This window comes from Allorhodopirellula solitaria (assembly GCF_007859855.1).
Lineage (GTDB): Bacteria > Planctomycetota > Planctomycetia > Pirellulales > Pirellulaceae > Rhodopirellula > Rhodopirellula solitaria.
Window position 1 is genome coordinate 194,011 of the sequence record NZ_SJPK01000009.1, and the last position, 26,381, is coordinate 220,391.

General features: G+C 58.7%; 20 protein-coding genes. 12 read left to right on the forward strand and 8 right to left on the reverse strand.

What is annotated here, in order from left to right; translation table 11 throughout:
• Nucleotides 1-242 precede the first annotated feature (242 nt).
• Complete coding sequence (locus tag CA85_RS25760; RefSeq protein ID WP_246112891.1) at nt 243-458, forward strand: hypothetical protein; 216 nt, start codon at nt 243-245, stop codon at nt 456-458.
• 9 nt (nt 459-467) lie between these two features.
• Here the strand turns inward: CA85_RS25760 and CA85_RS25765 are convergent, their stop codons facing one another.
• The gene (locus CA85_RS25765; RefSeq protein WP_246112892.1) at nt 468-941 is read right to left on the reverse strand and encodes a hypothetical protein; all 474 of its coding nucleotides are present in this window, start codon (nt 939-941) and stop codon (nt 468-470) included.
• Between the two features lie 137 nt (nt 942-1,078).
• Between CA85_RS25765 and CA85_RS25770 the strand changes: the two genes are divergently transcribed.
• The 3 genes from CA85_RS25770 to CA85_RS26165 all read left to right on the forward strand — a co-directional run bounded on the left by CA85_RS25770 (nt 1,079) and on the right by CA85_RS26165 (nt 2,064).
• Nucleotides 1,079-1,387: a hypothetical protein gene (locus CA85_RS25770; protein WP_246112893.1), complete on the forward strand. Its 309-nt coding sequence runs from the start codon at nt 1,079-1,081 to the stop codon at nt 1,385-1,387.
• A 111-nt stretch (nt 1,388-1,498) separates the two neighbouring features.
• Nucleotides 1,499-1,741: a hypothetical protein gene (locus CA85_RS17045; RefSeq protein ID WP_146392560.1), complete on the forward strand. Its 243-nt coding sequence runs from the start codon at nt 1,499-1,501 to the stop codon at nt 1,739-1,741.
• Nucleotides 1,738-2,064 carry a type II toxin-antitoxin system RelE/ParE family toxin gene (locus CA85_RS26165; RefSeq protein WP_146392561.1) on the forward strand — a complete coding sequence of 109 codons (327 nt, stop codon included), beginning with the start codon at nt 1,738-1,740 and terminating at the stop codon, nt 2,062-2,064. Before CA85_RS17045 ends, CA85_RS26165 begins: the two co-directional genes overlap by 4 nt.
• 59 nt (nt 2,065-2,123) lie before the next feature.
• On the opposite strand, the gene CA85_RS17055 is transcribed toward CA85_RS26165, so the two are convergent.
• The 4 genes from CA85_RS17055 to CA85_RS17075 form a co-directional block, all read right to left on the reverse strand.
• A complete protein-coding gene (locus CA85_RS17055) occupies nt 2,124-2,408 on the reverse strand; it encodes a hypothetical protein (protein WP_186775009.1) in 285 nt (94 codons plus the stop codon).
• A 1,679-nt stretch (nt 2,409-4,087) separates the two neighbouring features.
• Entirely contained in the window at nt 4,088-6,604 is a 2,517-nt protein-coding gene (locus CA85_RS17065) for a serine/threonine-protein kinase (protein WP_146392563.1), read from the reverse strand.
• Between the two features lie 115 nt (nt 6,605-6,719).
• On the reverse strand, nt 6,720-8,774 hold the full coding sequence (locus CA85_RS17070) for an EF-hand domain-containing protein (RefSeq protein ID WP_146392564.1): 2,055 nt from the start codon (nt 8,772-8,774) through the stop codon (nt 6,720-6,722).
• 94 nt (nt 8,775-8,868) lie between these two features.
• The gene (locus tag CA85_RS17075) at nt 8,869-9,486 is read right to left on the reverse strand and encodes a sigma-70 family RNA polymerase sigma factor (RefSeq protein ID WP_146392565.1); all 618 of its coding nucleotides are present in this window, start codon (nt 9,484-9,486) and stop codon (nt 8,869-8,871) included.
• 94 nt (nt 9,487-9,580) lie between these two features.
• On the opposite strand from CA85_RS17075, the gene CA85_RS17080 reads away from it, so the two are divergent.
• Both CA85_RS17080 and CA85_RS17085 read left to right on the forward strand, forming a co-directional pair.
• A complete protein-coding gene (locus CA85_RS17080; protein WP_146392566.1) occupies nt 9,581-12,361 on the forward strand; it encodes a sulfatase-like hydrolase/transferase in 2,781 nt (926 codons plus the stop codon).
• 355 nt (nt 12,362-12,716) lie between these two features.
• On the forward strand, nt 12,717-13,478 hold the full coding sequence (locus CA85_RS17085; protein ID WP_146392567.1) for a (5-formylfuran-3-yl)methyl phosphate synthase: 762 nt from the start codon (nt 12,717-12,719) through the stop codon (nt 13,476-13,478).
• 39 nt (nt 13,479-13,517) lie between these two features.
• Here the strand turns inward: CA85_RS17085 and CA85_RS17090 are convergent, their stop codons facing one another.
• Entirely contained in the window at nt 13,518-17,339 is a 3,822-nt protein-coding gene (locus CA85_RS17090; RefSeq protein WP_246112894.1) for a DUF7133 domain-containing protein, read from the reverse strand.
• A 649-nt stretch (nt 17,340-17,988) separates the two neighbouring features.
• Between CA85_RS17090 and CA85_RS17095 the strand changes: the two genes are divergently transcribed.
• From CA85_RS17095 to CA85_RS17120, 6 genes are all read left to right on the forward strand, one after another.
• Nucleotides 17,989-19,356 (forward strand): outer membrane beta-barrel protein, encoded by a 1,368-nt coding sequence (locus tag CA85_RS17095; protein ID WP_146392569.1) that lies wholly within the window; start codon nt 17,989-17,991, stop codon nt 19,354-19,356.
• Between the two features lie 220 nt (nt 19,357-19,576).
• Nucleotides 19,577-20,620, forward strand: a complete 1,044-nt coding sequence (locus tag CA85_RS17100) for an ATP-binding protein (RefSeq protein WP_146392570.1) — start codon at nt 19,577-19,579, stop codon at nt 20,618-20,620.
• A gap of 74 nt (nt 20,621-20,694) precedes the next feature.
• Nucleotides 20,695-21,372, forward strand: a complete 678-nt coding sequence (locus CA85_RS17105; protein WP_391564892.1) for an HAD family hydrolase — start codon at nt 20,695-20,697, stop codon at nt 21,370-21,372.
• Entirely contained in the window at nt 21,369-22,628 is a 1,260-nt protein-coding gene (locus CA85_RS17110) for a GTPase (RefSeq protein ID WP_146392571.1), read from the forward strand. Before CA85_RS17105 ends, CA85_RS17110 begins: the two co-directional genes overlap by 4 nt.
• Entirely contained in the window at nt 22,628-23,881 is a 1,254-nt protein-coding gene (locus CA85_RS17115) for a THUMP-like domain-containing protein (protein ID WP_146392572.1), read from the forward strand. The genes CA85_RS17110 and CA85_RS17115 overlap by 1 nt, the downstream gene beginning before the upstream one ends.
• Before the next feature lie 169 nt (nt 23,882-24,050).
• Nucleotides 24,051-24,482, forward strand: a complete 432-nt coding sequence (locus tag CA85_RS17120) for an OsmC family peroxiredoxin (RefSeq protein WP_146392573.1) — start codon at nt 24,051-24,053, stop codon at nt 24,480-24,482.
• Between the two features lie 42 nt (nt 24,483-24,524).
• Here the strand turns inward: CA85_RS17120 and CA85_RS17125 are convergent, their stop codons facing one another.
• Nucleotides 24,525-25,448 (reverse strand): SelL-related redox protein, encoded by a 924-nt coding sequence (locus tag CA85_RS17125; protein ID WP_222435470.1) that lies wholly within the window; start codon nt 25,446-25,448, stop codon nt 24,525-24,527.
• Between the two features lie 2 nt (nt 25,449-25,450).
• On the reverse strand, nt 25,451-26,314 hold the full coding sequence (locus CA85_RS17130) for a sigma-70 family RNA polymerase sigma factor (RefSeq protein WP_186775010.1): 864 nt from the start codon (nt 26,312-26,314) through the stop codon (nt 25,451-25,453).
• Nucleotides 26,315-26,381 lie beyond the last annotated feature (67 nt).

A 26,381-nucleotide genomic window follows, 5' to 3' on the forward strand; every position in this document is an offset into this window, starting at 1 on the left:
TCGCCAGGGACCGACAACACCATTGGCGTACCGCTTTTGCAGGGAAACGCTGGCGACCGAGATATCCCTTGCCAAGCCAGCACCTCTGCAGAGCTCGGCTCCGTTTCTCCCGGCAGTGCCAGTCTAACATTGATAATCACATCCCACAAATAAATCCTTCGATACTGGAGCCATGCCTTGAAAACCTCGGGCGCACGCTTGCGTCGGATGAGCCTGAAAAAGCGAGGTGAGTGATGAGTCGGATGGCACGTTGTGAGGTCTTTGACCCCGAGGAAGTAGCGATCGCCCACGTTTACACCCGCGTCTGTCGCAGGTGTTTTCTGCTGGGCGACGATCCTGTCTCCGGGACGAACTTCGATCACCGGAAAGTCTGGATTGAGGAGTATTTGCAGCAATTCGCTGCCTGTTTTGGAATCGACCTGATCGGCTTTTCGATTCTGTCAAATCACTTCCATTGAATCCTCCGGTCACGCCCTGATGTGGTCGCGACATGGACGGATAAGGAAGTGGCGCGGCGGTGGTTGATGCTGTGCCCGCATCGCCGCAAAGCGGATGGATTCCCCATGACTCCGACCGATCCTGAGATCCAATCCATCGCAGGTTGTCCCATCAAACGGTAGGAAATCCGCAAACGGCTGAGTAGTTTCAGTTGGTGGATGCGGTTGCTGTGCCAGCGGGTAGCGATGCGAGCCAATCGCGAAGATGAGCAAACAGGTCGATTCTTCCAAGATCGATACCGCGCCACACGTCTCGCCGACGAAGCCTCGTTGCTGGCGTGTGCTGCCTAGGTGGACCTGAATCCAATTCGGGCGGCGGTGGCCGAAACCGTCGAGGACAGTGATCATACCTCGGTGCAAAGACGGATCGAGGGGTTGGTCGATGAAGACTGCGTATCGAGCGATGCGGGCGGTGATGCCAGCGACGGCGATGGGGAGGCTCACGACGGGCGGAGCCGTCGGTCGACAATTGTAGCCAGACGGCTCCGTCCGTCTGAGCTGATACGCGCTGGTTGCTTACGACGGGCGGAGCCATCGGTCGACAATTGTAGCCAGACGGCTCCGTCCGTCTGAGCTGATACGTGCTGGTTGCTTACGACGGGCCGAGCCCATTTGCGACGAGGTTGTTTGGCCATGCCGATCGAGGATTATTTGGAACTGCTGGACTGGACGTCCCGGCAGACCGCGCCCGCACGCCTGCAGGTATCCCACCGATATTGATTCGTCTGGGACTGGACCGGGCGACTTGGTGTGAATTGGTGAGCGACTTTGGGCGTCTGTTCTGCTGCGTGGCAGGACGTCCTGAATGTGTCGACTCGATGCGCTGCCATCGCACGCATCGCCGCTATCACCTCCGCCGCAGCGCCCGTGAACTGCTGACAACCGACTAGCGGCTCTCACTCTTCTGCTCTCAACATTGCGCAGTTGAACGGGTAGATCGAAGGAACCGCGAGTTTGACACAATTACGCTGTTAGAGCTAAACTGTGTTCGGAGAAAACTTATGTCAACACAATCAATTCAGACCGAACTTCGCGAATTCGTTCAGTTTGCTTCTCAGCGAGTGACGCGCGGTGAAGAGTGTTCTTCGTTGGAGGAACTCGTTCAACAATGGCGCAGTGACAGTGAGTACACTGCAGCGGTGGCAGATGTACGGCACGGGACTGAAGCTGATGCCGTTGGCCAAGCGAAGCCTGTTGACGAAGCCTTTGCTGAGATACGCAACGATTTGGGCATGACCCCTTGAGTCGCTTAGTTGAGATTCTGCCGCGAGCCACATCTCAACTTTACGAGTCGGCGTCTTGGTGGGCGGAGAACCACAGTGTTGCTCAAGCCGCTCGGTGGCTGTCTGGAATTGAGTCAGCGATACGGGCCCTCGCTGATACCGCACCCCGGCACCCACTCGCACCGGAGTCAGCCGCTTTCGATTTTCCGCTTCATCAAATGAACTTTGGCGTGTCGAGCAAATCAACGCATCGAGTTTTGTTTTCATTCGACGATGCTCGCGTGCTGGTTTTCGCAGTCCGCCATCTATCGCAGTCTGATGTGTCATCCGACGACCTCGGATAACGACGTGGGATTGAACCTTTCGTTTAACCGCTTCGGCGAACTATCAACGTGCGAGACTATCATAGGTCTACGCTCGCTTCGGCCTGCGTGGTCGCTTTCATGACAGCCTGAAGATCTTTCCGATGCGTTTCGGTGAAGTAGACATCGAACGAGTTCCCAGCGAGGACGATCGTCAGACGTTCACCAACGAGACTAGCAAATTGCTCAGCGATCGCGTCCTTCGATTCGTTGACGTGTTGAACCATCGCAGGTTGTCCCATCAAACGGTAGGAAATCCGCAAACGGCTGAGTAGTTTCAGTTGGTGGATGCGGTTGTTGTGCCAGCGTATGGCGATGCGTGCCAATCGCGAAGATGAGCAAGCAGGTCGATTCTTTCAAGATCGATACCGCGCCACACGTCTCGCCGACGAAGCCTCGTTGCTGGCGTGTGCTGCCTAGGTGGACCTGAATCCATTTCGGGCGGCGATGGCCGAAACCCTCGAGGACCGTGATCATACATCGGTGCAAAGACGGATCGAGGGGTTGGTCGATGAAGCCTGCCTATCACGCGATGCGGGCGGTGATGCCAGCGACGGCGGTGGGGAGGCTCACGACGGGCGGAGCCATCGGTCGACAATTGTAGCCAGACGGCTCCGTCCGTCTGAGCTGATACGCATTGGTTGCTTACGACGGGCCGAGCCCATTTGCGACAAAGGACTCTTGGCGATGCCGATCGAGGATTACTTGAACTGCTGGACTGGACGGCCCGGCAGACCGCGCCCGGTAAGCGTGGCCGCACTCCAGCGAGTATCCCACCGATATTGATTCGTCTGGGACTGGACCGGGCGACTCGGTGTGAGTTGGTGAGCGACTTTGGGCGTTTGTTCTGCTGAGTGGCGGGACGTCCTGAATGTGTCGACTCGATGCGCTGCCATCGAACGCATCGCCGCTATCACCTCCGCCGCCGCGCCCGTGAACTGCTGACAACCGACTAGCGGCTCCCACTCTTCTTCCCATGCAGAAATCGTCGGCGGAGAACCGAAATAGGAAAGGTGCGCACTGACGTCGGCTAGACAAGTTGATCCGAGCGGCACTTGTTGCACGCGAGAGAGCTGACAACTCGTCGACTCAGCCGCCATTGGCCGTTAGTTCAGTCAAGCCAGCATTGACTCGGTCGACAAAGTGCTCTGTCCCCCTGTCCCTTGTACACGACTCCACTGGCAACGAGGTGATGGCACACTACCGGTACTACTTGCCGGAGGATCGCGTGATTCTCCGTGATCTGATCGAGCGTCTTCGGCGGCCACGACCAACGGCGCCTGTGGGATTACCATTCCGATGAACGGGAGCGGCGAAGTCTCGTTTTTTGAAAATTCAATATTCCTCTTCGCCGCCGGCTGATCGGCGACGTTCTGGCACGAAGTGACATCTTCGTGCTCGTACTCAGGCGTCAGCCGGTACTCGTACTCCTACTCGAGTCGGGGAACATCCGTGACCGAACCAATTTCTGCGACCACGATAGACTCGACGTTTATCGCCTCTCGATCGCGTATGTCGCATCGTCGTTCGCCGTCGCGAAGAACTCAATGGCTGCCATCGTCATGCTCGCGACCCATGGCTCCGAACTGACCGTTCGATTTCGCTAAAAGCCAATCAATCACGCAGAGCGAAAGAACTGGTTGCCTCCTGTTGATTACCCACGGGCTTGCTCCCCCCGTGTACTTGTCACACGCCGAAGCGACGTTTTGAAATTAGAAAGCCGCGGCATCGCCACAAGTTCCCCTGTCAGCATGTCTGGCAGGAAACCAATTCGACAAACTTTGCTATCATGCGGGGCAAGCCCACATGGGAGCGGGGTGAACGCTCCCGTCTTCTAATCGCAAAACGTAGATTCCTGTCAGGCAAGCTGACAGGAGATCTGGTTTTGTAGTGAATGAACAACTCATCGACTCGGCCGCCATCTGCCGTTAGTTCAGTCAAGCCAGCATTGACTCGGTCGACAACGCTGACCTACGGCTATTTTCTATCATCCCTTTCGGGATACTTAGGGGGACTTTTCTTCGCTGGCGAATTCCTCAATCGCCTGGCGAGTCTGAACGACGAACGGATGCGACGCCAACTCGGAGTCGATCGCGTCCAGATCTGCCAGCGCGGTCGCGATGGCTTCCCGCTCAAGTTCCGTGTGGTGCTCGCGTCGATGCACCTCGGCGAGACTGCGGTACAGCAGCGCTCGCCAGCATCGATGGGGCATGCTGTTGGGTGACGCATCGATCAGGGACGATTGAATCGAGATCGCCTTCTCGAGCCGTTCTAGCGAGATTGAGTCATTCCCCTGCATGCGAGCAAGGTTGGATAGCTTGTGCAGGATGTGAACTTCGGAGACTGCAAAGAGTGCTGTCTCGGGATTGCTGGATCGAAGCGGTCGCAACTCCCTCAGTGCGTGATGCAGTCGCTCTTGAGCTTCTTGGATCGATCGTTGCGAACCGATCTGTCGTCTCAAGTTGACGCTAGCGAGAGTTTCCACCAGGGCAAAGCGAATGCGAGAGTCGTCCGGTGTTTGGGCAAGTCGTTCCTGTAGGATTTCGATTGCCGAGAGCAACTCGGACCTTCGAACCACAGGCCGTTTTGCTCGTCGCGACTCGATCAGGTGAATCCGAGCCCGCAGCACGGCGACCTCACCAGCGTCCTGGGTTGATGGATTCCATTCGTCGAGAATCGCCTTGCCCGCTGCCAATCGATCCCGCTGGATTCGTGATGAAACTGGCGAATCGATCTGATGGCGACGGCGTTGGGCAGGCGGATCACCGAGTGAAACGTAGGCATTGGCGAGCTGGAGCGTGACTCGCTCGTCTGGATCGGAGACCGCTTCGCCGACTTCGATCGCCATGCCGTAGGCTTCATCCGATTTTTCGTACTCCAGTTCCGACGCGTAGACCTTGCCGAGCTCGTTGTGCAGACGAACGAGGAGGAGTTGTTTCTCGCCGATCGGCAAACCTGCCAGATCACCACGTCTCTCCAAAAGAGCGACACTCTCTTTGAGCGTTTTGATCGCGATATCGGTCCGTCCGAGTTGTTGTTGAATCTGTGCCAGCCGAAGGCTCGCTTGGGTCATCTGCTCGACAATATCCGGACGCGTAGGAGACTGGTTGGCAAGCCGCTCGTAGAGCGGCTGGATGCTCTCGAGCACCCGGGCGGCATGCGGCGACGGATTCAGTAGAAATTGCGTCGCATCGAGCTCTCCCATATCCATATCCCCCATCGCCGACGCTGGCACGGAAACCACGTCCACGACGCCATCGAGTGATCGCAGAGCGAGATCGACGGTTTGCTCAGCCTGCGTGAGGGCGTCGGTGGTCCGCTCGTTGGCCGCAGATGTCATTGCAAACCCGACCGACGATGCGGTGGTTGCTGCCAACATCGAGGCAATGGCGATGCCCGAGACTCCAGCGAGCTTTGGGTTGCGGCGACACCAACGAACGAACCGCTGAAACGCAGTCGTACGGCGAGCGAGAATCGGCTCATCGGACAAGAAGCGATGCAGGTCATCTCGTAGATCGGATGCGGATTGATATCGATGGACCGGGTCAGGACTCATCGCTTTGGCGACGATCGTCTGCAAATCGGTAGAAACGTCCGGGCGAACGCTCTTGAGCGGTTTGACGAGCTGATGCTTGATGGCTTCGGGCAACTGTTGTGGGGTAAGGTTCTCGAACGCGGGAGAACCTGCCAACATTTCATAGAGCGTCACCCCCAGTCCATAGACGTCGCATTGCTCGTTGGACCGACCTTGGAACCGCTCCGGGGCCATGTAGCGAGGGCTTCCGCTGAGCGTTTGCGTCATGGTCGGGTCGTCTTGCGTGTTCCGGGCAAGTCCGAAATCGGTCAATTGCGCGAGGCCTTCTCCATCGATCAGAATATTCGCGGGCTTCACGTCGCGATGAAGCACGCCGTTGGCGTGCGCGTAGGCAAGTCCGTCAGCAATCTCGGCAGCGGTCCTAGCAGCGGTGCGACCATCCAGTGGCGATTCCTCAGCTGCGATCTGCTTCTCGAGCGAAACGCCTCGAACGAGTTGCATCACCAAGTAGTGCGTACCATCGCATTGGCCAATGCCGAAGATCGGCACGATGTTGGAATGGTGCATCGCCGCCGCCGTGCTGGCTTCGTGCTGGAATCGCTGCAGAGCGTCCTCTTCCAACAGAGACTGTTTCGGCAAGACCTTGATCGCGACGCTGCGGCCAAGCGACTCTTGCTCGGCTTCGTAAACGATCCCCATGCCACCCCGGCCAATTTCGCGCACCAGCCGGAAATCACCGAGCCTTTCCAGTGTTCGTCCAGCGAGTGTTGCCCTGCCGTCACTGCCAGATTGCTGGTCCACCTTGACCTTTTCGACCGATAACACCAGCGGGAAAATCCGCCGAATCGGCTCGCTCCAATCGGGATGACGATTGGCGTATTCTTCCACGGTAGGGCGTTCGCCGTTGCGATAACGGGCCACAAAATCGCTGGCCAAAACATCCACTGATGAATAGGTGTCGTCGTCGATTGCGTCGGGTAATTGCATGCCGCGTCACAGGAGAGTGAAGGAACCTGAAAGCAAAACCGGCCGACCGGGAGAGGCTCGTCAACGGGTCCAAGTTCTCGTAAGTGTAGTGAAGTTCATCGTGTTTGGACGATTTCTACCGGCCCGCGGGCCGCTGGTCGGCGCGTCCGCCCGACCTCTGGCCCGCTCCCAAGCGGCCTTGGCCTCCCTGACGGGCGCTACCGCGGCCACCGGGAAAATGGCTGCGCCCATTGACCATGCCAGCCGATTCGTCTTCGTCCAACCAGACCGTGAACTCCTGTTGCACCGATTGGCACCAACCCTTCTCTTTATTGCACGCGAAGTACTGGAGCTTCACCGAGATCGGTTTGCCCGCTTCCCAATTCTGCACGTCGACCAGGAACTCGCGTGGCTCGTTATCCGATTCCACCTCCAAACGCTTTGACTGACCTGTTGCGGGTGAGACCGTCGCACCTTCGGCAACGATCTTGTACTCCGGAGGGCTGGCCAAATTGTTCCAGCTTGCTCCCAGCACAGGGTCTTGGCGGAACCCAAGATACAGTTTGCCAGTTCCGGTCTCGATCAATTGTTGGTCTGCCTCGGGTCGTAGTTTGGCATAACGATTGGTCTGCGTAAAATTATCGGAGCGCAGTGCGGCGACGGGACTACTTTCCCCGCCCGACTCGACACGCAATGGAACCGCTTTCCCTTCCACGCTCACTCGCTCCATGAGCATGTCATTACGGGACGTGAGGTGGCGTTCGAAACGGGGCAGGTTCAAGTCATCGGTGGTCGTTAGCGTTGCTGGCTTGCCGACCAAGGTCTCCAGCGATTCGCGAAGACTCGAGCCACGTCCCCATGACTCCCGATGCACCACCTTGCCCTCCCGGTCGAACACGAACTGAGAGTTCGGAGTCAAGACAAAATAGGTCTTCAGCTTATTTTCCATCGTATCAGTCAGCCACGGGATTTCGGTCTGCAGCAGCTCCTCGGCATGTTCGACTTGAGCAAAGCGATCCTCGATCGAAGACGGCTGCACGAACCCCCAATTCTCTGGGTGGGTGAGGGATTGATATAGAAAGTAGAAATCAACACCTCGATCCTGGAAGTCACGAGCGACCGCTTCAATCTCGGGATAGGAATTTCGGTATTCGGGGCATGTTAAGCAGCCACCGACGATCACCGTGTACTTCGACTCGAAGATGCTATTGATGGGCACGAGTTCCTGATCGACGTTGTAGACCTGGAGATCGGCCGGCAACTCGGATCCGATGGGGAATTTCTCTTTGAATTCTGTGTCACGAGGACGCTCGCGATCACGGGGCCGACCACCCCGTGAGGCTTGCCCCTCCTGAGTTCCCCGTTGAGCGGGCGCGTTGACGGGAACATCGTCGGTCGGATTCAATTGATTGCGTCGAAACTGCTTCGCCAGCGCGAGTCGCTCGGCTTCGTCGAGCATGCCATTCTTGTCGGCGTCCGCAATCGCGAAGGCTTTGTGCATGTGCTCAGGGAGTTCAGACTTCGCCAGCATGCCGTCCTGATTCTCGTCGAAGGACATCAGCTGCTCGGCAAAGGCCGCGTCCTCTTGAGCCGGATCGCCGCCACGGCCACCGCCTCCACCACCGCCGCCGGGGCGTCCACCAACGCCTCCACCGCCGCGTGCACCGCCGCCAGCTCCACCACCGCGTGGGCCACCGCCACCGGGACGCCCACCACCGGCGACATCGCCAGCTCCAGGACGCCCACCGCGGGCGGCACCGCCACCGCCGGGACGTCCACCTCCACCGGGTTGGCCACGTTGCATCCCGCCTTGCTGTGCTCCGCGTCCGCGTTCTTGTCGCTCAGCCGATCCGCCCGCTCCGGCGGGTCGCAACTCTTCTCCGGTCAGCTTCCCATCGCGATTGCGATCGAGATTTCGCAGCGTTGTGGCGGCCTCATCCATCTCGCTAGAAGAAACTTCGCCATCGCCGTCGGCATCAAAAAATCGAAGGAGCGGGGACATCGGTTGTGTTCGTGTTTCACCCGAACCTTGCCCGCGCGGGCCACCACGACCGCCCGGTCCACCCGGCCCGCCGCCCTGCCGGCCTGCCCCTTGACCGCCTCGCCCGCCCGGGGGCTGTGCGTTGGCGAGAGAATGGTTCGACAACCAAAACAATGCGCAGAAAACAGTGAGTAACGATAGACGCTTCATGATCGGTTCCATAGGCGTTTGAATGAGAGGGGTTGCCTTGGTGAAACCCCGCCGCTGGCGAGGATCTACAGATAAATCACGAATTGTTTTCAAATCACGGGGTCTCAATCTTTTCCAGGACCGATCGCAGGCGTTCGAGCGCCCGCACGTAGCGAATGCTGGCGGCCTTGGACGTGATCCCAAGCTCCGTCGCCACTTCGCTGTTGGTGAGTTCTTCGAAGTGACGCAAAGCGACGACTTCGCGGTCGATCTCGCTCATTCCCTGCAGCGCCCGCTGGATCTCGGCGATCAACTCTCCCTTCACCGCCACTTGGCTGGGCGACGTCAGATGCGCAACGAAACGTCGGGATAGGCACAACGAAGTGTCACCCCCGAGTGTCCCCTCACGGGGACTCGATTCACGGCGTGCCGACCGCGATTCGGTGGCCAAGTGTCGGCGGTGAACCCGGCTGAGTGTTTGCCCGGTGACCAGCCGTAACCAAAGAAACAATGACGGGAAATCGCCTTCCACATAGTGAGTTAGCCGCTTCTCGGCATCCAAATAGACCTCCTGCAAAACGTCATCAGCATCCACGCGAGCCCGCACCTGATCGCTGAGCCGAAAATGGACGATCTGCCACAACCGGGGTCGATGGTACGAGAAGGCATCGGCAAACAGCGACAAATCGCCCTGTTTGAGTTGCTGCTCGATATCTCCAACGCTGGTATTCACAAAAAAGATTCGGTTGGTGTGTAGATTGTCGACAACGCTGGGGTTTCAGAACGGATGCCAAACGCTCATCCCATTGTATCTGAGGCCAACCCGAATGAAACCGAGTCACAAAATCCCCGCGTTGGTGTTGTTTGTAGCGACACTACTGACCCCTCATGTCGTGCTCGGAGCGGAGGCTTCCACCACGAACGCGAACATCCTTGTCCTGCTCGCCGATGACCTCGGCTGGGGAGATGTTGGATACAACGGAGGCGTTCCTGAAACTCCTCACATTGATTCCCTGTGCCGGGACGGCGTGCGGCTGAGCCGTTTCTATGCCTACCCGGCCTGCAGCCCTTCGCGTGCAGCGCTGTTGACGGGCCGGTTCCCGCAACGCTACGGAATTTCTGGCCCCGTGCGACCTCGCGATGAGGGCTTGCCGATGAGCGAAACCTTGCTACCCGCCGCGTTTCAAAACGCCGGTTACCAAACTAGCCTGATCGGCAAGTGGCACCTGGGGCTCGCCGGCGATCAAGCGCATCCCATCCGACGAGGATTCGATCACTTCTACGGCTTCCTCGACGCATCGATCGACTACTACAAGCACACCACTGGACGGGGCCAGGTCGATTGGCAACGCGATGGAAAAGATGTCATTGAATCGGGCTACGCAACCGATCTGCTCGCCGATGAAGCCGTACGCCAGATCCGCACCTCCGACTCCGAATCACCATTTTGCATTGTCGTTTCCTTCAGTGCTCCTCATTCACCTTTTCAAGCGCCTGCGAACCTCGTCGCAAAGTATCGCAACAACCTCAGCGAAACCGAAGCAACCTACGCGGCGATGGTCGACTCGATGGATCAAGGCATCGGCCGCATTCTTGACGCGATTGACGACCAACAACTACGCGACAACACCATCGTCGTGTTTGCATCGGACAATGGTGCGGCAAGAGCTGGAACGAACGATCCCTTTCGCGGGCAGAAACGCCAGGTCTACGAGGGCGGAATCCACGTCCCCTGCGTGATCCGCGCTCCCGGACTCCGAGCTGGAACCGAAAACGAACAGCTCTGTGCCATCCACGACCTCTTCCCAACACTCGCTGCAGCCACCGGTACCACGATCCCAGCGGCGAAACCGCTCGACGGATTCAGTCTCTGGTCGCAGTTGGTCAGTGGCAAGCCGAGTTCGCGAACCATCGTGCTCGCCGAAAACGATCATGCCATCATCCGCGACGACTGGAAATTGATTCAGTTTGCCAACGGGGACACGGAACTCTACAACTTGCGTGTGGACCCAACGGAAGCTCAAAACTTGGCCGATGCAAAGCCCGAGGTTGCCTCGCGACTGTTATCTCAACTGACACAGTACCGCGTAGTTGTCCAAACAGATGGCCCCGCCGAGGATGCGATCGAGACACTCGTGGCTGAGCGGAACCGGTCGAATCCAACGTCCGACGACCTGCAGGAAGGTGAATCGCTGGCCGCGGCAACACTCATCGGCGACGCCAGGTACGGCGTACTCGGAGATCATCGGGTCGAGGCCAACGGACGCGGAATCCGCTTGCTCTCCAGCGAAGACGTCGATGGCAACGGCAAATTCGCGGGCGTTGCCTACCTACAGAGCAATCAGGTTTCGCCCAGCCAACGCTGGTATCGCTTCTACATTTCAGGACTCGCTCAAGACAATTTCGCTGTCGATCAAGACGACCTGTATCTCAAAGTCGAGTTTCTGCAAAAGAACGGCACCAACTCGCTGGACTCCATCACCGAGCGAATCTACCCACAGGTTATGCAAGAACGCGAAGATTTTTTCGATCACGCGACCAACGAGAGTCTTGGTCACGCGATGTGGCGAACCTACGCGATGGACTTCCGCACACCGTTCGCCAAAGTCGATACGCTGAGACTGAGTGTCGGTTTTGCACAGGGGAAGAACCAAGGCGGCAAGAGCGAGTTCTGGATCAACTCGATGGACATCGAACCCATCAATGTTCCCGCTAACTATCAGGCCACCAAGCCGGCGATCCACGAGTTTCCTCAGCCAGATGAATCCAAACTGATCGCACTCGGCGGTCGCTGGTACTTCCACCCGCACAATGGAGAACAAGAGGCGCCGCAGCAGTTCGACCACACCAATGCCGAACAGCTTCTCTATAAAACGGATCGCTACCATGCTCCCTTTGCTGGCAACATGAGTTCTTGGTTGCGTACCGGATACCTCGATTTCAATGGCGACGAAGTCACCGAAGACAAGCACAAACCTTATGCGGTTGTCATTACCTTCACCGACGACCACCTTGTCATGCGAAGTCGAAACCTGCCGAACCATCCGACGGCAACCTTCCCTGACCGCTGGCGAATGCTCGACGGCAATCCGTCGTACATCCAAGAGCAGGCAAACACATGGCACATCCCGTTAAACCCCAAACGTGATCCAGATGCGATTGCCATGGACGCGAAAAACGCAAACCAGGCGCTGCCAATGGGTGCGATCGGTGTCGCCACCAACGGTGTCATCTTCTTCAATCCCTTTGACCATATCTTCGAAACCGATGCGGTGTGGCGTCTCGATCGTTGCTGCGGCCACCCGAGTCCACGGCAGCAGTACCACTATCACAAGTACCCCGTGTGTGTGAAAACGCCTTGGAGTGACGAAGGGCAATCGCATTCGAGTGTGATCGGGTTCGCGTTCGATGGCTTCCCCGTCTACGGGCCTTACGAGTCCAAAGGCTTGCTCGCCAAGGATGCGACGAACAACCCGCTGAACGATTTCAATCTTCACGAAGACCCTGATCGTGGCCCTCACTATCATGTGACCCCCGGCGAGTACCCTCACATCATCGGAGGATACTGGGGCCAAATCGACACGAACAATCGTCCCGGCCGGCGATAAGCATCGGCCTTCGGTAGTGGACGAGAGGCCCCGGCGCCTCCTGTTGATTACCCACAAGACTTTGTACGCCGAAGGCGTTCAAGAAAATAGCCGGTGGTCGAGCGCAAGCGAACACCACCGGAAAAGTCGCGAGACGCAGGAGCCAACCCCGAACGGGGTTGAAGATCATCCAAGACGAGGTCTGCGACCCACTTCGGGGTCGACGTTCTACGACCAACGAGCCCCCGTAGGTGGCGCTGCGCTGACCTGCGGCTATTTTCTGCCATCCCTTCGGGATGTTTGGAAGGGAGGACTCGTCGCCTCGTCCACTACGGGGTGGATTCACGTGGGGAGCGGGGCAGCCTAGACTGCTGCGATGCCTGCCGACTCCACCCTCGCCGCCCCACCTCGCCGCTGGCAACTGTTGGTCAGCGTGCGTAATCTGGACGAAGCCAAGACTGCGGCGGCGCTCGGCGTCGACATCATCGATTTCAAAGAGCCACGGCGGGGACCGCTTGCTCCGGTCGACGCGGCCGTGTGGGAGGCCGCAGCGCAAGCCTTGCCCGACGCGTCCCTATCGGCCGCCCTCGGTGAGTCCGATTCCGCATTGCGATTGGCCAGCCGCGTGCCTGCGACTTTCCGGTTTGCCAAAGTCGGCCCCAGCGGATTGCGGGCAGCATCAGACCTGACGGATCTCTGGAGCGAACTTCCGCTCCCCGCCAGTGTTGAGCTGGTCCCCGTCGCCTATGCCGATGCTGACACCGCTGCCTGCGTCGAAGTGGAACAGGTGCTCGAGCTCGTGATTGCGGCAGGTCGAACGCGAATGCTGATTGACACGTTCAGCAAAGACGGTCGGTCGCTATTCGATCATCTCACCCACGATCATCTGGTGAGGCTCTTGAGGCGAGCCAACGCGGCCGGGGTGTGGGTTGCCCTGGCGGGATCCGTCCGGCTCGATCAGGTTGCCGAGTTCGCCGAGCAGCCCGTGGTTGCAGGGTGCTGGGGTGTCCGCGGTGATGTCTGCGTCCCCAGCGTTGATCGTGTCCCGAGCGTTAATCCGGCCGAGCGGCGTGCTGGCCAATTGGATGCCGATCGGGTCCACGCGTGGATGCAAACGCTGCAGACCCACGGCAACTGAACCGGTCGGCTCGCGAAGATTTCAATCGCGTTGACGCGTTTACGGACGCGTCGCGATCTCGATCGGACGCACCAAGCCGAGATAGGCCATCAGGTCTCGCACCTGAGTCTGGGTTAGGTCATCGATCAGACCGCTAGGCATGATGCTGGTGCCGTTGGGGGTCACCGAATCAACCTCGCCATCGGGGATGAACGTGACTTCATTCCTGGCGTCACGAACCTGCACCCCATCGCTAACGTCGCTGACCATGCCCACGTGGACCTGGCCTGAAACAGTCAGGACTTGCTTGCTCGCATATTGGTTACTGACCACATGGGAGGGATGCAAAATCGACTCCAGAATCTCACGACGTGTGAAACGTTTAGCGAGATTGGTCAGATCGGGCCCGATCGACTCACCGATTCCTTGGTGGCGGTGACAGGTAGCACACTGGGCACTTTCAAAAACGGTTGTGCCCGCATGCACGTCGCCGGCTTCCCCATCGTCCGAATCGAGGTAAGTGAGCAGTTGGTCGAGATCCCATTTCGATTCATCCACACTCGGCAGTTCTGCGGCGGGCCGATCGGGGAATGTTTTCGCGTACCAACGTTGCCATAGTCTCATGGTGGGAGCTGCCTCCTCGGGACGCTGCATGCCCGTCCAGTGCTCGAGCAGTCGCTCCACCTTCTCAAAGCTTGTGTGTTGCTTTTCAGCCCGCAGTCCCATCAGCACGAGAGCGCGAAGGGCCATGGGGTCATCGGTTGCGATGGGAACGCCCCGCAACTTCGAGACGACCTCCTCGGCAGCCGGGCCATCGAGAATATTCAGGCTACGAACCAGGTAGTCCCAGTTTTCTCCGCCCGGTTTCTGGGCGAGTGCCAACGCGACAACGGCGCGGCGTTCCGGTTCGGTGCGCCAGATTTTGCGTAGGTGTTCGCCCGATTCCTCATCGGCGGCGGTCGATAACATCGCAATGATGCCAGTCCGCAAGCGACGATGCACATCGTCAATCTTGGGTTCCGCCATCAGCTGGGTGTCGAGGCTGCGAAGCTTTTCAGCTGTCGCGTCGTCGATCGGTCTTTGCAGACGGAAGATGGCACTGAGCGCCGCGTTTCGCCAACGAGCTCCTTCGTCCAGGATCGCCTGCACGTCGTCATCGGAGAGATGCTGGGCAAAGTCTCGCGTGACGCTCACCATGTACATCGGCAACGACCCTTCGGAGTCTTCGCTGGCGATGCGTTCGTACATCTTCAGCATCGCGAAACGCTCTTGGGCAGTCCAATCTCGTTGGATCATCTGCAGACACATCGCGGTCAAAACGCGATCGAGTTTGGGAGCGTCCGATTCAATGTACTCCATCGCTCGGGGAACGATCGCTTCGGCTTGCAGGTACGCAGCCAGGCGAATCAGTTCATGATTGATACGGGAATCGCCTGAAGGAAACTCAGCGGCAATGCGATCTCGCAGCCAAGTCACCTCGGTCGGCTCGATTTGACAACGGCTCAAAGTGACTTGGCACAACCGTAGCGTATCGACAAAATCCTTGTCACTGAGGAACCCTTTCATCAGTTCGCCTGCTCGCTGCAGTACGACGTCACCGGTCTCGGTGGAAGGATCCGCAGCCACGAGGGCCAACATGCCGACCAGAGCGATGCGTGTGTCCTCGGTGCTCAGAACGGATTCCTTCCAAGTGTTCACGGGCATCCGCTGCAGCACCTGCCTAGCGACGTACGAGACAGACCGGTCACGGCTCGCGAGCAGAGGCAGCAACGCACTGGCGTCTTCGGGGAACTGCTCGCTACGAAGAATCGCTTCACATGCGGTACGAATCACTCGCGCGTCGCTGTCGCTGAGCAATTCTTCGAGGCGCCGGGCCGCTCCGGGAGAAGGAGACAGTCCCAATTGCATGGTGGCACGGCGACGGACCGCTTCGTTTTCGGTTTGCGAGAGTTCGAGAAGCAACTCTTCGCTCGGCACGGGCCCGTACATTTGCATCAGGTTGATCGCTCGAACACGGTAGGCCGCAGGATTCTCATCGCTATAGGCAACGCCTGCGACTTGACGGTCCCAGTCATCACCGAGTTCATGACGAACCGTCGCGATCGCTTGCCGACCCCAGGCTGCATCGAGTTGGGGTTGGCGAACAGCGGCGGCGATTCCGCTGCCCATCTCTTTCATCGCATCGGGCACCTTGCCCTGATAGACCACACGGTAAACACCGCCGGCGGTCCCGCGACCTCCGGTGCAGAAATACAACGCACCGTCAGCACCCACTGCGAGATCCGTCACGTTGAGCGGTGTGCCCCTGAGGAAGACTTCACTGTCAGCGGAGTAGCCGCCACCATTCGGTTTCAACCGCACATTGAGAATCCGTCCCTCCGACCAATCCGCCAGGAAGAGACTGTCGTGATAGCGGACGGGGAACATGTGATGTTCATAGCATTCGATCCCCGTGGGGCTGCCACGACCGGTATCGAGCAGGTTCGGCAAGCGGTCAAAGTAGTACTCAGGCCATTTGGCCCAACCGGTTCTCCATCCAAACTCTCCCGCCTCGGTGATTTCCATCAGCGCGGTCGGTCGATACCAAGGGGTCTCGATATCCGCTTCCATGTCCGCATCATGCACGAACAGGCTGCCCGAGGGATGGAACGCGAGGTCGTAGGTGTTGCGCAGTCCACCGGCGACGCGTTCGATAACTTTCCCTTCAATATCGGTGCGAATGATGGTACCGCCAGGGGCCTCGATCCCACGGCCATGTCCGCCTGGGTCTTCGAATCGCGCCAGCAGATCGCCTTCATAAATGTCGCGTAAGGTTTCGCCTTTGCCCGTTTTGCCGATCGGTTGCACGTAGCTTCCTAAAGACACGTAGATCATCCCATCGGGGCCGAGACGTAGACCGTGCGGACCATGTTCGCCACCCTCGCCCCGGAACTTCATCAACGTCTTGACCGTTTCCAGGCTGCCGTCGCGATTGCTATCGCTGAGCCGGTACAGTGCCGTCCCATCGGGACCTTCGCCGGTAACGAAGACCTCGCCATTGAGTGGTAGGATCCCCTGGATCGATTCGACTTTATCACAGTAGGTGCGAACGTCTTCGGGAACGCCGTCGTCGTCGCGGTCCACCGCGATCAACAGCGGCCCCTGCTCTTGAGACAGCACCACGTGCCCGAACTCGTCGAATGCCATGGCGATCACCGAGCCAACTTGTTCGTCGTTGAGCACCCGCTGGACACCAAAGCCGCGCTGGATTTGAAATCGCTCGCTGTGTTCCGTTTCCGAGGCCACGGCAACTTTCTGTTCGCGATCCCAGGGTACTGTTTCGCCCAGCACGCCGAACGAAGACGCCGATACCCACGTCCGATCATTGAAGGTGGGGTGGTCCCACATTCCCTGCTCATCCAGGCTCGTCCGCCAACTGGGGTCGGAACTGAACGTGTACCACTTGTCTTCGGTCTCCGGACGGATCGAAACGCGTGCGACCAGGGCTGCGGTGGAGCCCTTGGTATTCTCAACGCGAATGGCGACCACATTTCGACCTGCCTCGAGATAGTCCGTAATCTCGATTTCCTGCATCTCGCGGTAGGACTGGCCCTTTCCGATCACGCGTCCATTGACACGAACTTCGTAGTCGTCATCGGCGGCGATCTCCACAAAGCCCTCGCCCCGTTCTCGCAGGTTCAAAACTTTGCGGAACCAGCAGGTTTCCCCGACCTCGATGGCTTGGTCCGGCGTCGTTCCGCCAGCCCAAATCCATTGGGCTTCCGTCGCCGTTGCCACGGAACCTGTCGACAGCCCAGGCAATAGAGGGAGGCCCAGCCCCAACGAGGAGGCGATGCCGATCGCGATTACGGCAAACAGCGATAAATGACGTCCTGCAAACATTACTGACTGGCCTTCCATGGCGAGAAATCAGACTTCCCTTGAAAACTGCGCTGGGGAGAAAACACCCCAGAAATCCGCAATATGATCAATTCACAACCTGCGGTATCAAAAATGCAGGCAAGACCGCAAGCCCAACGCGAAATTTCTCAACGCCGGCGGCCCGGTTCGTCGGCTCGGGGAGCTACTTCGATGGGCCACCATGTCGCCGCACTCTCGGCGCGTGGGTGAGCTGCAATGCAGCTGATCGCACCTCAAAACGAGCATCGACGGGGATGCTGCCTCCCGTGCCACAGATATCCTCCCAACCATTCTCCTTAATCGGCAAAGTCGGCCCAATCGCCGTCTTTTTCTCAATTCGCGCATGGCGGTCGAAAAGACGCTAAATCAGCAGTTCTCCTGCACTTCCATCGCGAGTCGAGTGGTCTCGTCACCGATAACCTACCGCAGCAGCACCGATGCATGGAGCTGAGCTACCCAGCCTCTTTGCAGCGGCGAAACGAACGTCGTTGCGAACACGAGAGCTGGGGCAATGGCAACCCATGGCGGTTATTTCTCTCTGTTGTAGGCGGCATCAGATAGCGATTTAGATCCATGCTATCGAACCTTGTACTACTATCCATTATGGACTTTGGGGAGTTAATAAATAGCAATGAAGCTTCGTAAACTAGCGATCATCGCCGCCGTCGCCTGTGGCATTCCCGCCGGCCACGCTCGGGCTGAACAGCCAACTGACATTCAACCTGTTTCGCATGCCGCCCAGTGCGACTGCGGACAACCCGTCTGCGGATGCGAATCCGTTGAACCGGCCTACCAGCTTGGCGATTTCGCCTTGGCCGGTTGTGACGACCCCGCCTGCGACGGCGGGTGTGATTCCGCCTGCGATTCGGCGGCCTGCTATGGAGGCAGCTTCTGTGGCGACAGCGAACTCGACGATCCCTGGACGCTGTTCGGCGAACACGACGGCTGGGTAGCCGGCGGGTGGACGAACATCGGCTACCACACCAGCAATAACGCGGGTGCCGGTATCCTTGGAACTGGCGGCGCACCAGCGAACTTCAACAACTATGCCGACCGGGTGCAACTGCAACAGCAATGGCTATATGCAGAAAAGGTTACCGATGGCACCGACGGATTGAGTTTCGGCGGTCGGATCGACTACGTCTACGGCACCGATGGTCCTGACACGCAGGCATTCGGCGTGGCCAACAATAGCTACGACAACTCCTGGGACAATGGCGGCGCATACGGCCACGCACTTCCACAGGTCTATGGCGAAGTCGCTTACGGCAACACGACGGTGAAGGTCGGTCACTTCTTTACCATCGAGGGTTACGAAGTCGTCGCAGCGACCGGGAACTTCTTCTACAGCCGCGAGTTCACGTTCTACAACGCCGAACCATTCACCCATACCGGTGTCCTGGCAACGCACACGATGAACGATGACAAGACCACCTTGTACGGCGGCTGGGTGACGGGTTGGGACAGCGGCTTTGAAGACAATGGTGATGCATTCTTGGGCGGGATCGGCCATCAGTTCACCGACAACTTCAGCTTGCTCTACACCACCTGTATGGGACGCTTCAACGACGATGTTGCCAGTCCTAACTTTGGCGAACGCGGCACGGACCACTGCTTCATCGCAACGACGCAGTTGACGGATAAACTGATGAACATGATTCAGTTCGACTACCTCGATACAAACGATGCGGCGGACGCGTTGGTGCGGCGGGCGTATGGGTTGAATGTCGACTTCATCTATCAGGTGAATGATCGTCTCGCCTTGGGCAGTCGGACGGAGTACTTCAACTGGGCGACACCGCAAGTGCGTGCCGCGAACCCCGGCCTCAACAATGCCGACCTGTTCAATCAAACCATTGGCATCAACTACAACCTCACCGCCAATGTAAAGATTCGTCCAGAAGTACGCTGGATCGTCGATTATGACAGGACCGGCGTGAACGAAGATTTTGCACGCAACAAAGCCATCTTCGGCATGGATGCGATCTTCACGTTCTAAGTAGCAGCGGAAGACTGTTCAACAGCCTATCCGGAAACCGAGAACAGCTCACGCCGCTTGCGGCGGATCTGTTCACGGTTCTCGGATAGGTTTTTTTGCGTTGATAGAGCCACTGGCCAGCTTGGTGGAAACTCGGCAATCGGGGGTGGCTTGAACATTGACTCGGGAGCGGTCACGATAGAGCGGTGGTGTTGGCCGCCCTTCCTCCGTTGATTTCATCATGATTCTTGCTGAGAAAACCCGCTCCTTTACCTTGGTCGTTTCCAAGGGCCAGTCCCGAAATCCCGCGAAACGGGCATTAGAGGAAGCGATCGCTGATGCGGGTGGCAAGATCGCTGAGATGGACGTCATCGTTGTCCCCCACCTCTACGACTTGCCGAAGAACGGTGAGGCAGTGACCCGTCTGCGAGAAATTGAAGGCGACATCATCTTGGCGAGCTGGATATTCCCCCGCGCCGCACACTGGGTACTCGACCGCAACGGCGTCGATGGGCGTGTTGGTGACGTCGTGCTCGGCAGCGACGATTCAGCGGACGACTCGGATACGGACGCGGCCGCCGAGACTGCGGATCAATCTCCGCCAGCGAGCGATCCGGCCGCCCCCGCGTCGAGCGAGCCCGATAGGGTGCTCCGCATGACGGAGCTCTATCCTCGCGCCGAACGAAATATTTTTTCCATCGACCTGAGAGCCTCCGAGGACACATCGGATTTTGTCGCCGAAATACAGCGCATCCTCGGCGTCCAGCCTGCCCAAGCCCACACGCTGCCGATCGTGGGCGGGAATATCGAATCGGTCGAAGAAACGACGGGCCGACGTTGGTATCCTGTGATCGACTACAGTCGCTGTACGAACTGCATGGAATGCGTCGATTTCTGTCTGTTCGGCGTCTACGGGCTCGACGGGGCGGAGAGCATCCTGGTCGAACAGCCTGATAACTGTCGCAAGGGATGCCCGGCCTGCAGCCGGGTGTGCCCGGAGAACGCAATTATCTTTCCCCAACACAAGGCGCCAGCGATCGCGGGTGCCGAGACCGAAGGGGACGAGGGATTCAAGATCGATCTCTCGCAATTGTTTGGCGCCCCCGCTGGGTCGGGTGATCCGATTGCTACCGCGGCCCGTGAGCGTGATGAACAGTTGCTGCTCGCTGGACGCGGCACCGTCGGCGTGGACTCAGTCCTGAAAAAACGTCAGGACGCACGCAATTCTCAACCCAAAGATGAACTCGATCGGCTCGTCGATACACTCGATGAGATGGAACTTTGAATAAGCATCAACCACTCCAAACGCCCGCGGCAGCCACCCCCGACGATACCAAGTCCCAAGCGACCCCTCGCGATATTCAAGGGGTGGCTCTCGACATGGACGGTTTGCTCTTCGACACAGAGCGAATTTATTGGCAGGTCGGCGATGTTATATTGCAGCGTCGCGGCTTTCGATTCAGTAGTGATCTGCAGAAACAGATGATGGGCCGCGTGGGCCTCAGCGCGATCGGCGAAATGATCGCATTTCATCAGCTCGATGACGAGCCCGCCACTTTGTTAGCGGAATCCAATACGGTCTACGCCGAGCTGTTGCTCGATCATATCAGGCCGATGCCCAACCTCGACCGATTCATCGATCACCTCTGTCGCTCAGGCATCCCCTTCGGCGTGGCCACAAGCAGCCAGCGGCAATTTGTTGAGATGATCTTGCCAACGACCACGTGGCAGGACCGGCTCACCTTTGTATTAACCGGTGATGACGTCACTCACGGCAAGCCACACCCCGAGATGTATTTGCGGGCTGCTGAATTGCTGTCGATTGCCCCTGCCAAAATGCTCGTGCTCGAGGACAGTGGCAATGGTGCTGCCGCCGGGATGGCGGCGGGAGCGGTCACCGTCGCCGTTCCGAATGAACACTCTCATGACCAACCCTTCGATGGCGTTGAACTGATCGCGGAATCGCTCGGGGATGATCGGTTGTGGGCGATGCTGCCGGCCGCAGCTTCGCCGACCGACACAGGCTCCTCTTCATGAGCGAGACCTGTGTCAGCCGTTTAACGGCTGCTGGTCGCTCTGCTGTTGCTGTGATTGGAGTGTGTGGACCTCGCGCCGCAGTCTTCATCTCGGCCTGCTACTGCGCAGCCACGCAGACCCCGAGACGCGCCGGTCAGATCCGCTACGGGACGTGGCGTCCCCAGCCTGACGCGGCCGAGAACGAAACACCCCAGCAGCGTGATGGTGAATCCGTGGTCGTAACACCACTGGCCGCGGACCATTTTGAGATCCACGGACACGGCGGTGCCGCCGCAGTATCGCGGATCATGGATTCGCTCGTCCAACTCGGCGCCACCCCCGTCGATACAGCTGCATGGAAGCAGCACGTGCTTCGATGCCAGGGTGAACCTGATGAGACACTGATCGTCGAAGCCGAACAGGTGCTCAGCCAGTGCACGACGCGGGCCAACGCCGCGATCGCGTTGCAGCAGTACCGGGGAGCCCTGTTGGACTGGACGGTGGGCTGGATCAATCGCATCGGCAGCGAGCCCCATTCGATCGACGAGCTCAGAACATCCGCTGCTGAAATCGCTCAGCGGCAATCGCTCGGCCGGCACCTGACGGAACCCTACCGTGTGGTGTTGGCGGGACCGCCCAATGTCGGCAAGAGCAGTTTGGTCAACCGATTGGTTGGGTATGGACGTAGCATCACCCACGACGAAGCTGGGACGACGCGCGATGTCGTGGACTGTGATACCGTGATCGGCGGCCTTCCAATCCGCTTGGGAGACACAGCCGGCATCCGCTCGGGAGGCGGCGTGATCGAACAGGAGGGCATCCGCCGCGGAGCCCTCGCCATCGCAGCTGCCGATCTCGTCCTACTCGTCATCGATCCCTCCACCGCCGACAGCGTTGATGCCATCGAACAGACGATCGACAGCCTGAACAGCTCGGGCGAAGTCATCCCGGTCCTCAACAAAGCCGACTGCATCGAGGACGGCATGTTCTCCGCCGACCGTCCGCAGCGGTCGATAAAAACGATCGCCACGCCGCAGGACTCTGGTGCAGCGAATGGAACCGTCGACGCAGCCACTGGCGACGACGCTGGCGATGGCTTGATTGAGTTGGCGTCGGCGATCGTCAACCGATTGCGGCCCCGCCGATTGCCAGCCCGTGCACCGCTGCCGATCAACGTTCGGCAAGCTCGCTGGATGAGTCTGATCGCGGATTCTCCCGACGCTGCCTCAGCGAGTGAGCGACTGCAGGCTCTTCGCAGCGGGGCGGAGTGCTCGTAATGTCAACTCCTTCCTTCTGCCATAGCGTGCTGGGCGAGATCACACCGGAGATGTGCTCCCGGTTGGCCGAACTGAGCCAGGATCCGAGCTCGAAATCAAAACCGGATTCCCTCACATCCGCCACTCGTGCGGTGCTGTTTGATATCGCCTCGCTGCAGGTCAAAGCTATTCGCACCTTCGGTCCACCCCCGCACGCCGGAACCGCTTGGTGGGTGACGCGACACTCCTTGCAGCAATCGACTCATCACGCGGTCGCAGCCCTGAAAGCATCCTGGATGGGGAGTGGCCGCGTGGCTGACCTATGCTGCGGACTCGGCAGCGACCTGATCGCGTTGGCGCGGCGTGGCCCCGCCGTGGGCATGGACCTCCACGCGGATGTGTTGGCGTTTGCGAGTACCAATCTGCAAGCGGCAGACGTTGAGGCGTCGCTGTCGCAAACCGATGTCACTTCCGCTGAACCAACATCCATGATCGACAGCGAGGACTGGATCCACGTTGACCCCGATCGTCGCGCCGATGGGAAACGGCATACCGCCCTCGATGGTCTCGTGCCGGACTGGGGACGTGTGACGGAACTGCTGCAGTCGTGTCGTGGCGGGCTGGTCAAGTTAGCGCCCGCTACCCAGGTGCCCGAGGACGATGCCGGCGAGTTTCACCGGACCTGGATCGCGGCGGGAGGCAGCGTCCGGGAGCAAACCCTGATCGCCGGCGCGGTGCTCGACGATGCCTGGATTCGCCAACAAAACATGTCAGCCGGAGGTCGCTCGGCAATCTCGATCCGAAACGGCATCGCAAGTGTGTTCGCCACTGACAGAGACGCCATCAGCCGGACCTCGGAACATGGCGGGGCTCACAGCAATCAGGGCGTCGGCGGTACGGGCATTGGCCAGTGGATGGTCGACCCCGACGCAGCGATCCGGGCCGCAGGATTGACCGAAGCGTTCGCGGGAGCGACGGGCACGCAAGCGGTGGGTGGGCCGAGTGGATTTCTAAGTTGTGAAGATCCGGCAGGGTTGACACCTTGGTCTGAGATGGCGACCGCTGCCCGGGTAATCGATGTCGTTGGTTGTGACGACCGCAAGCTGCGGAGGTGGTTTCGAGCCCACGACGGTTATCCCGAGGTGATCAAGGTACGCGGCGGGGACGTGGATCCAGCCGCGCTGAACCGCCGCTTGAAAACATGCGGCCAAACCCCGATGGGGTTGTGGATCGGACGACAAGGGAAACGGACTTACGCCGTCGTCACCGAATAAGCATCGCGTGATCAATTTCGGTCGTAGGGGACGAGGCGGAGAGTCCAAAGCGGCAGGACTCGTCGCCTCGTCCACTACTAAAACCGACACTCATTCGTCGTGTGTTGCTAAGCTGCTATATTGAATTCTTCACCACAGTTGACCGAGCGCAAAGAATTGGGAGCCGAAGATGCAAAGCAAGGCAGCCGCCGTCTGGCGGGGAGGACTCAATGAAGGCCATGGCAGTCTGTCAGGCGACAACGAGACGTTCGCGGGGATGCCGTTCACTTCGAACTTTCGAAACCAAACCTCGGGCACGACGAATCCGGAGGAGTTGCTCGCCGCTGCTCACGCCAGCTGCTTTTCACTGACTCTGTCGATGATTCTCAGCGGCGACGAGTTCGCTGTGGGCAAGATCGAAACCGAAGCGACGGTCACGCTCGAGAAGACTCCCGGTGGACTCGCCATTACCAGATCACATCTGATTGTTCATGCAATTGTTCCTGGAGCGTCGCCCGAGCGATTCGTCGAAGCGGCTAAGCAAGCGGAGAAAGATTGCCCGATCTCCAAGCTCATCCAAGGTGGAGTCACCATGGAAGCCCACCTGCTCGATATCGGTTAGAGAGGGTGTGGACGAGCCAGAGATCATTCGCGATTTGTCTGTTCAAGCGGCACGCTTTGCAAGCTCCACGTAGTCGGGACGGTCGGAGGCTCGGTCGTGCTGGAACCCCTCAATCACCTGACCCCGGTAGTAGGTGAACACGCCCGGCATTTGAAACGAGTTGCTGTGCGGCCAGCCCAATCCGTGACCCTGGAACAGCCCCGCGAAGATCCCTCGCAACCAGACCTGCAGCCCGAATAGCTGGCGAAACTCGCCCAAGTCGAGGCCGAACTGGCGATAGAGACGACAATTAGGATCGGAGATTCGCGGGACATCCTCCATATCATATTGGGCGAAAAACTCCCGCCCGTCGCTCTCATCCAAGTGCACCAGGACAATGCCGCAGCCGGTCGCCTCAATCTCCTGACGTCGCGCTGAAATAGCAGCCAAGGCCTCTCGGCAGAACGTGCATCCGAAATGCCGCAGGAACACAACCATCTGAGGCTGAGTGTTGGCGAGATGATCGAGACTTTGCCCGGTATTGGTGCGCAGCTCCTGGAGGGGAATGTCCGCCTCCGGCGTCTCGTACGCAGACCCAACCGCGTGATGATGCTGGATCGCACCCCAAAGGATAACGACAAACGGAGCGAGCCAGACAAGGTCGGCCACCAAAACCACCCAACCGGTCCGTGCCGGTATTTCACCTGTCGATAAAGCGATCGTAAAACCCAGCACGCCCAACGAGTTCACGAGCAAACCCATCAGCACGATCGGCCAATGACGATAGGGATCTCGTGCAGCAATTAGAAAGCCGAGCCCAAGCACGCCAATGCACTGCCACAGGATCGAAGGTGTCGAGGACTGATCGGGCCCGAACCAAGCGAACATCCCATCAGGCATGCAGATCGCCAGCCCAGCCCAAACGAAATGGGAGAGCGCGGCGAAGAGCAAAACTGCCTTCATCCAGCTGCGAGGTTGATAATGCATGGCTACTTCACTGCGAACATGGATTCAAAAGGTTTGGCAACTTGAGCTAACTTTTCGAGACTTTGGTAGAGGATCTGTCGCGCTCGCTCTTTGCTGATTCCGACTTCATCCCCCAACGCTCGCAAAGATTTTCCTTTCTCGGAACCATCCAAGCCGAACCGCCCACGGACGATGAAACATTCACGCTCGTCGAGAATCTGTTCCATCCCATCGAGCACGACGGTCGCCGCTGCCAAAACATCGGATTGGGAGGGCTGATCTGAGTCGGGTACCGAAGCGGCCGAGGAAAGAGCTTCGTTACCGTCGCTGAGCTCGCGAGTGCGGCGTTTGCTCGCACGGCCAATCAGCCGAGCGAGATGCCGCTGGACCGCATGCGTCAGATACGTGCTGAAACGATAGCCTCGACTGAAGTCAAACTTGTCGATCGCGTTGAGCAGAATCGTATTGGCCTCGGCGACAAACTCATCGAACTCGTCACTCGAGGTCGACCGTTTCCGACAGACAAAAGCGATCAGCCGCAGGTTTGAGCGAGCGATCTCCTCTCTCGTGTCGTTCGCTTCGTCGAGTAACCGCTGGATCTCCACCTTGGTTTTCCGAGGCCGACGCTGATTCCGCAGTGTTGACGTGAGTGCATGGGCCCGGAACCGCAGAAAGTTCAATCGCTTGAATAGGAACTGCTCCCCCTCAAACGTCAGGATGCGACATTCCTCCACCGCCGTCAAAAACGTTGCGGCGGCCTCACCCGCATCCCTAAGCGCTCGGTCCTCCTCCTCCACATAGAGTGCGCAGTCGATCTCGGCAAAATCCTGCTCACAGGCCGACTCGAAGTCAGCGTGTGGGATGAAGGGGATTTTAGCGTCGGCCACGAGTGCCTCCGGGTGGAGAGATGATGTGCTGTTAAAAGCTGGCCTCTTTGTATCACCCCGTTCCTCG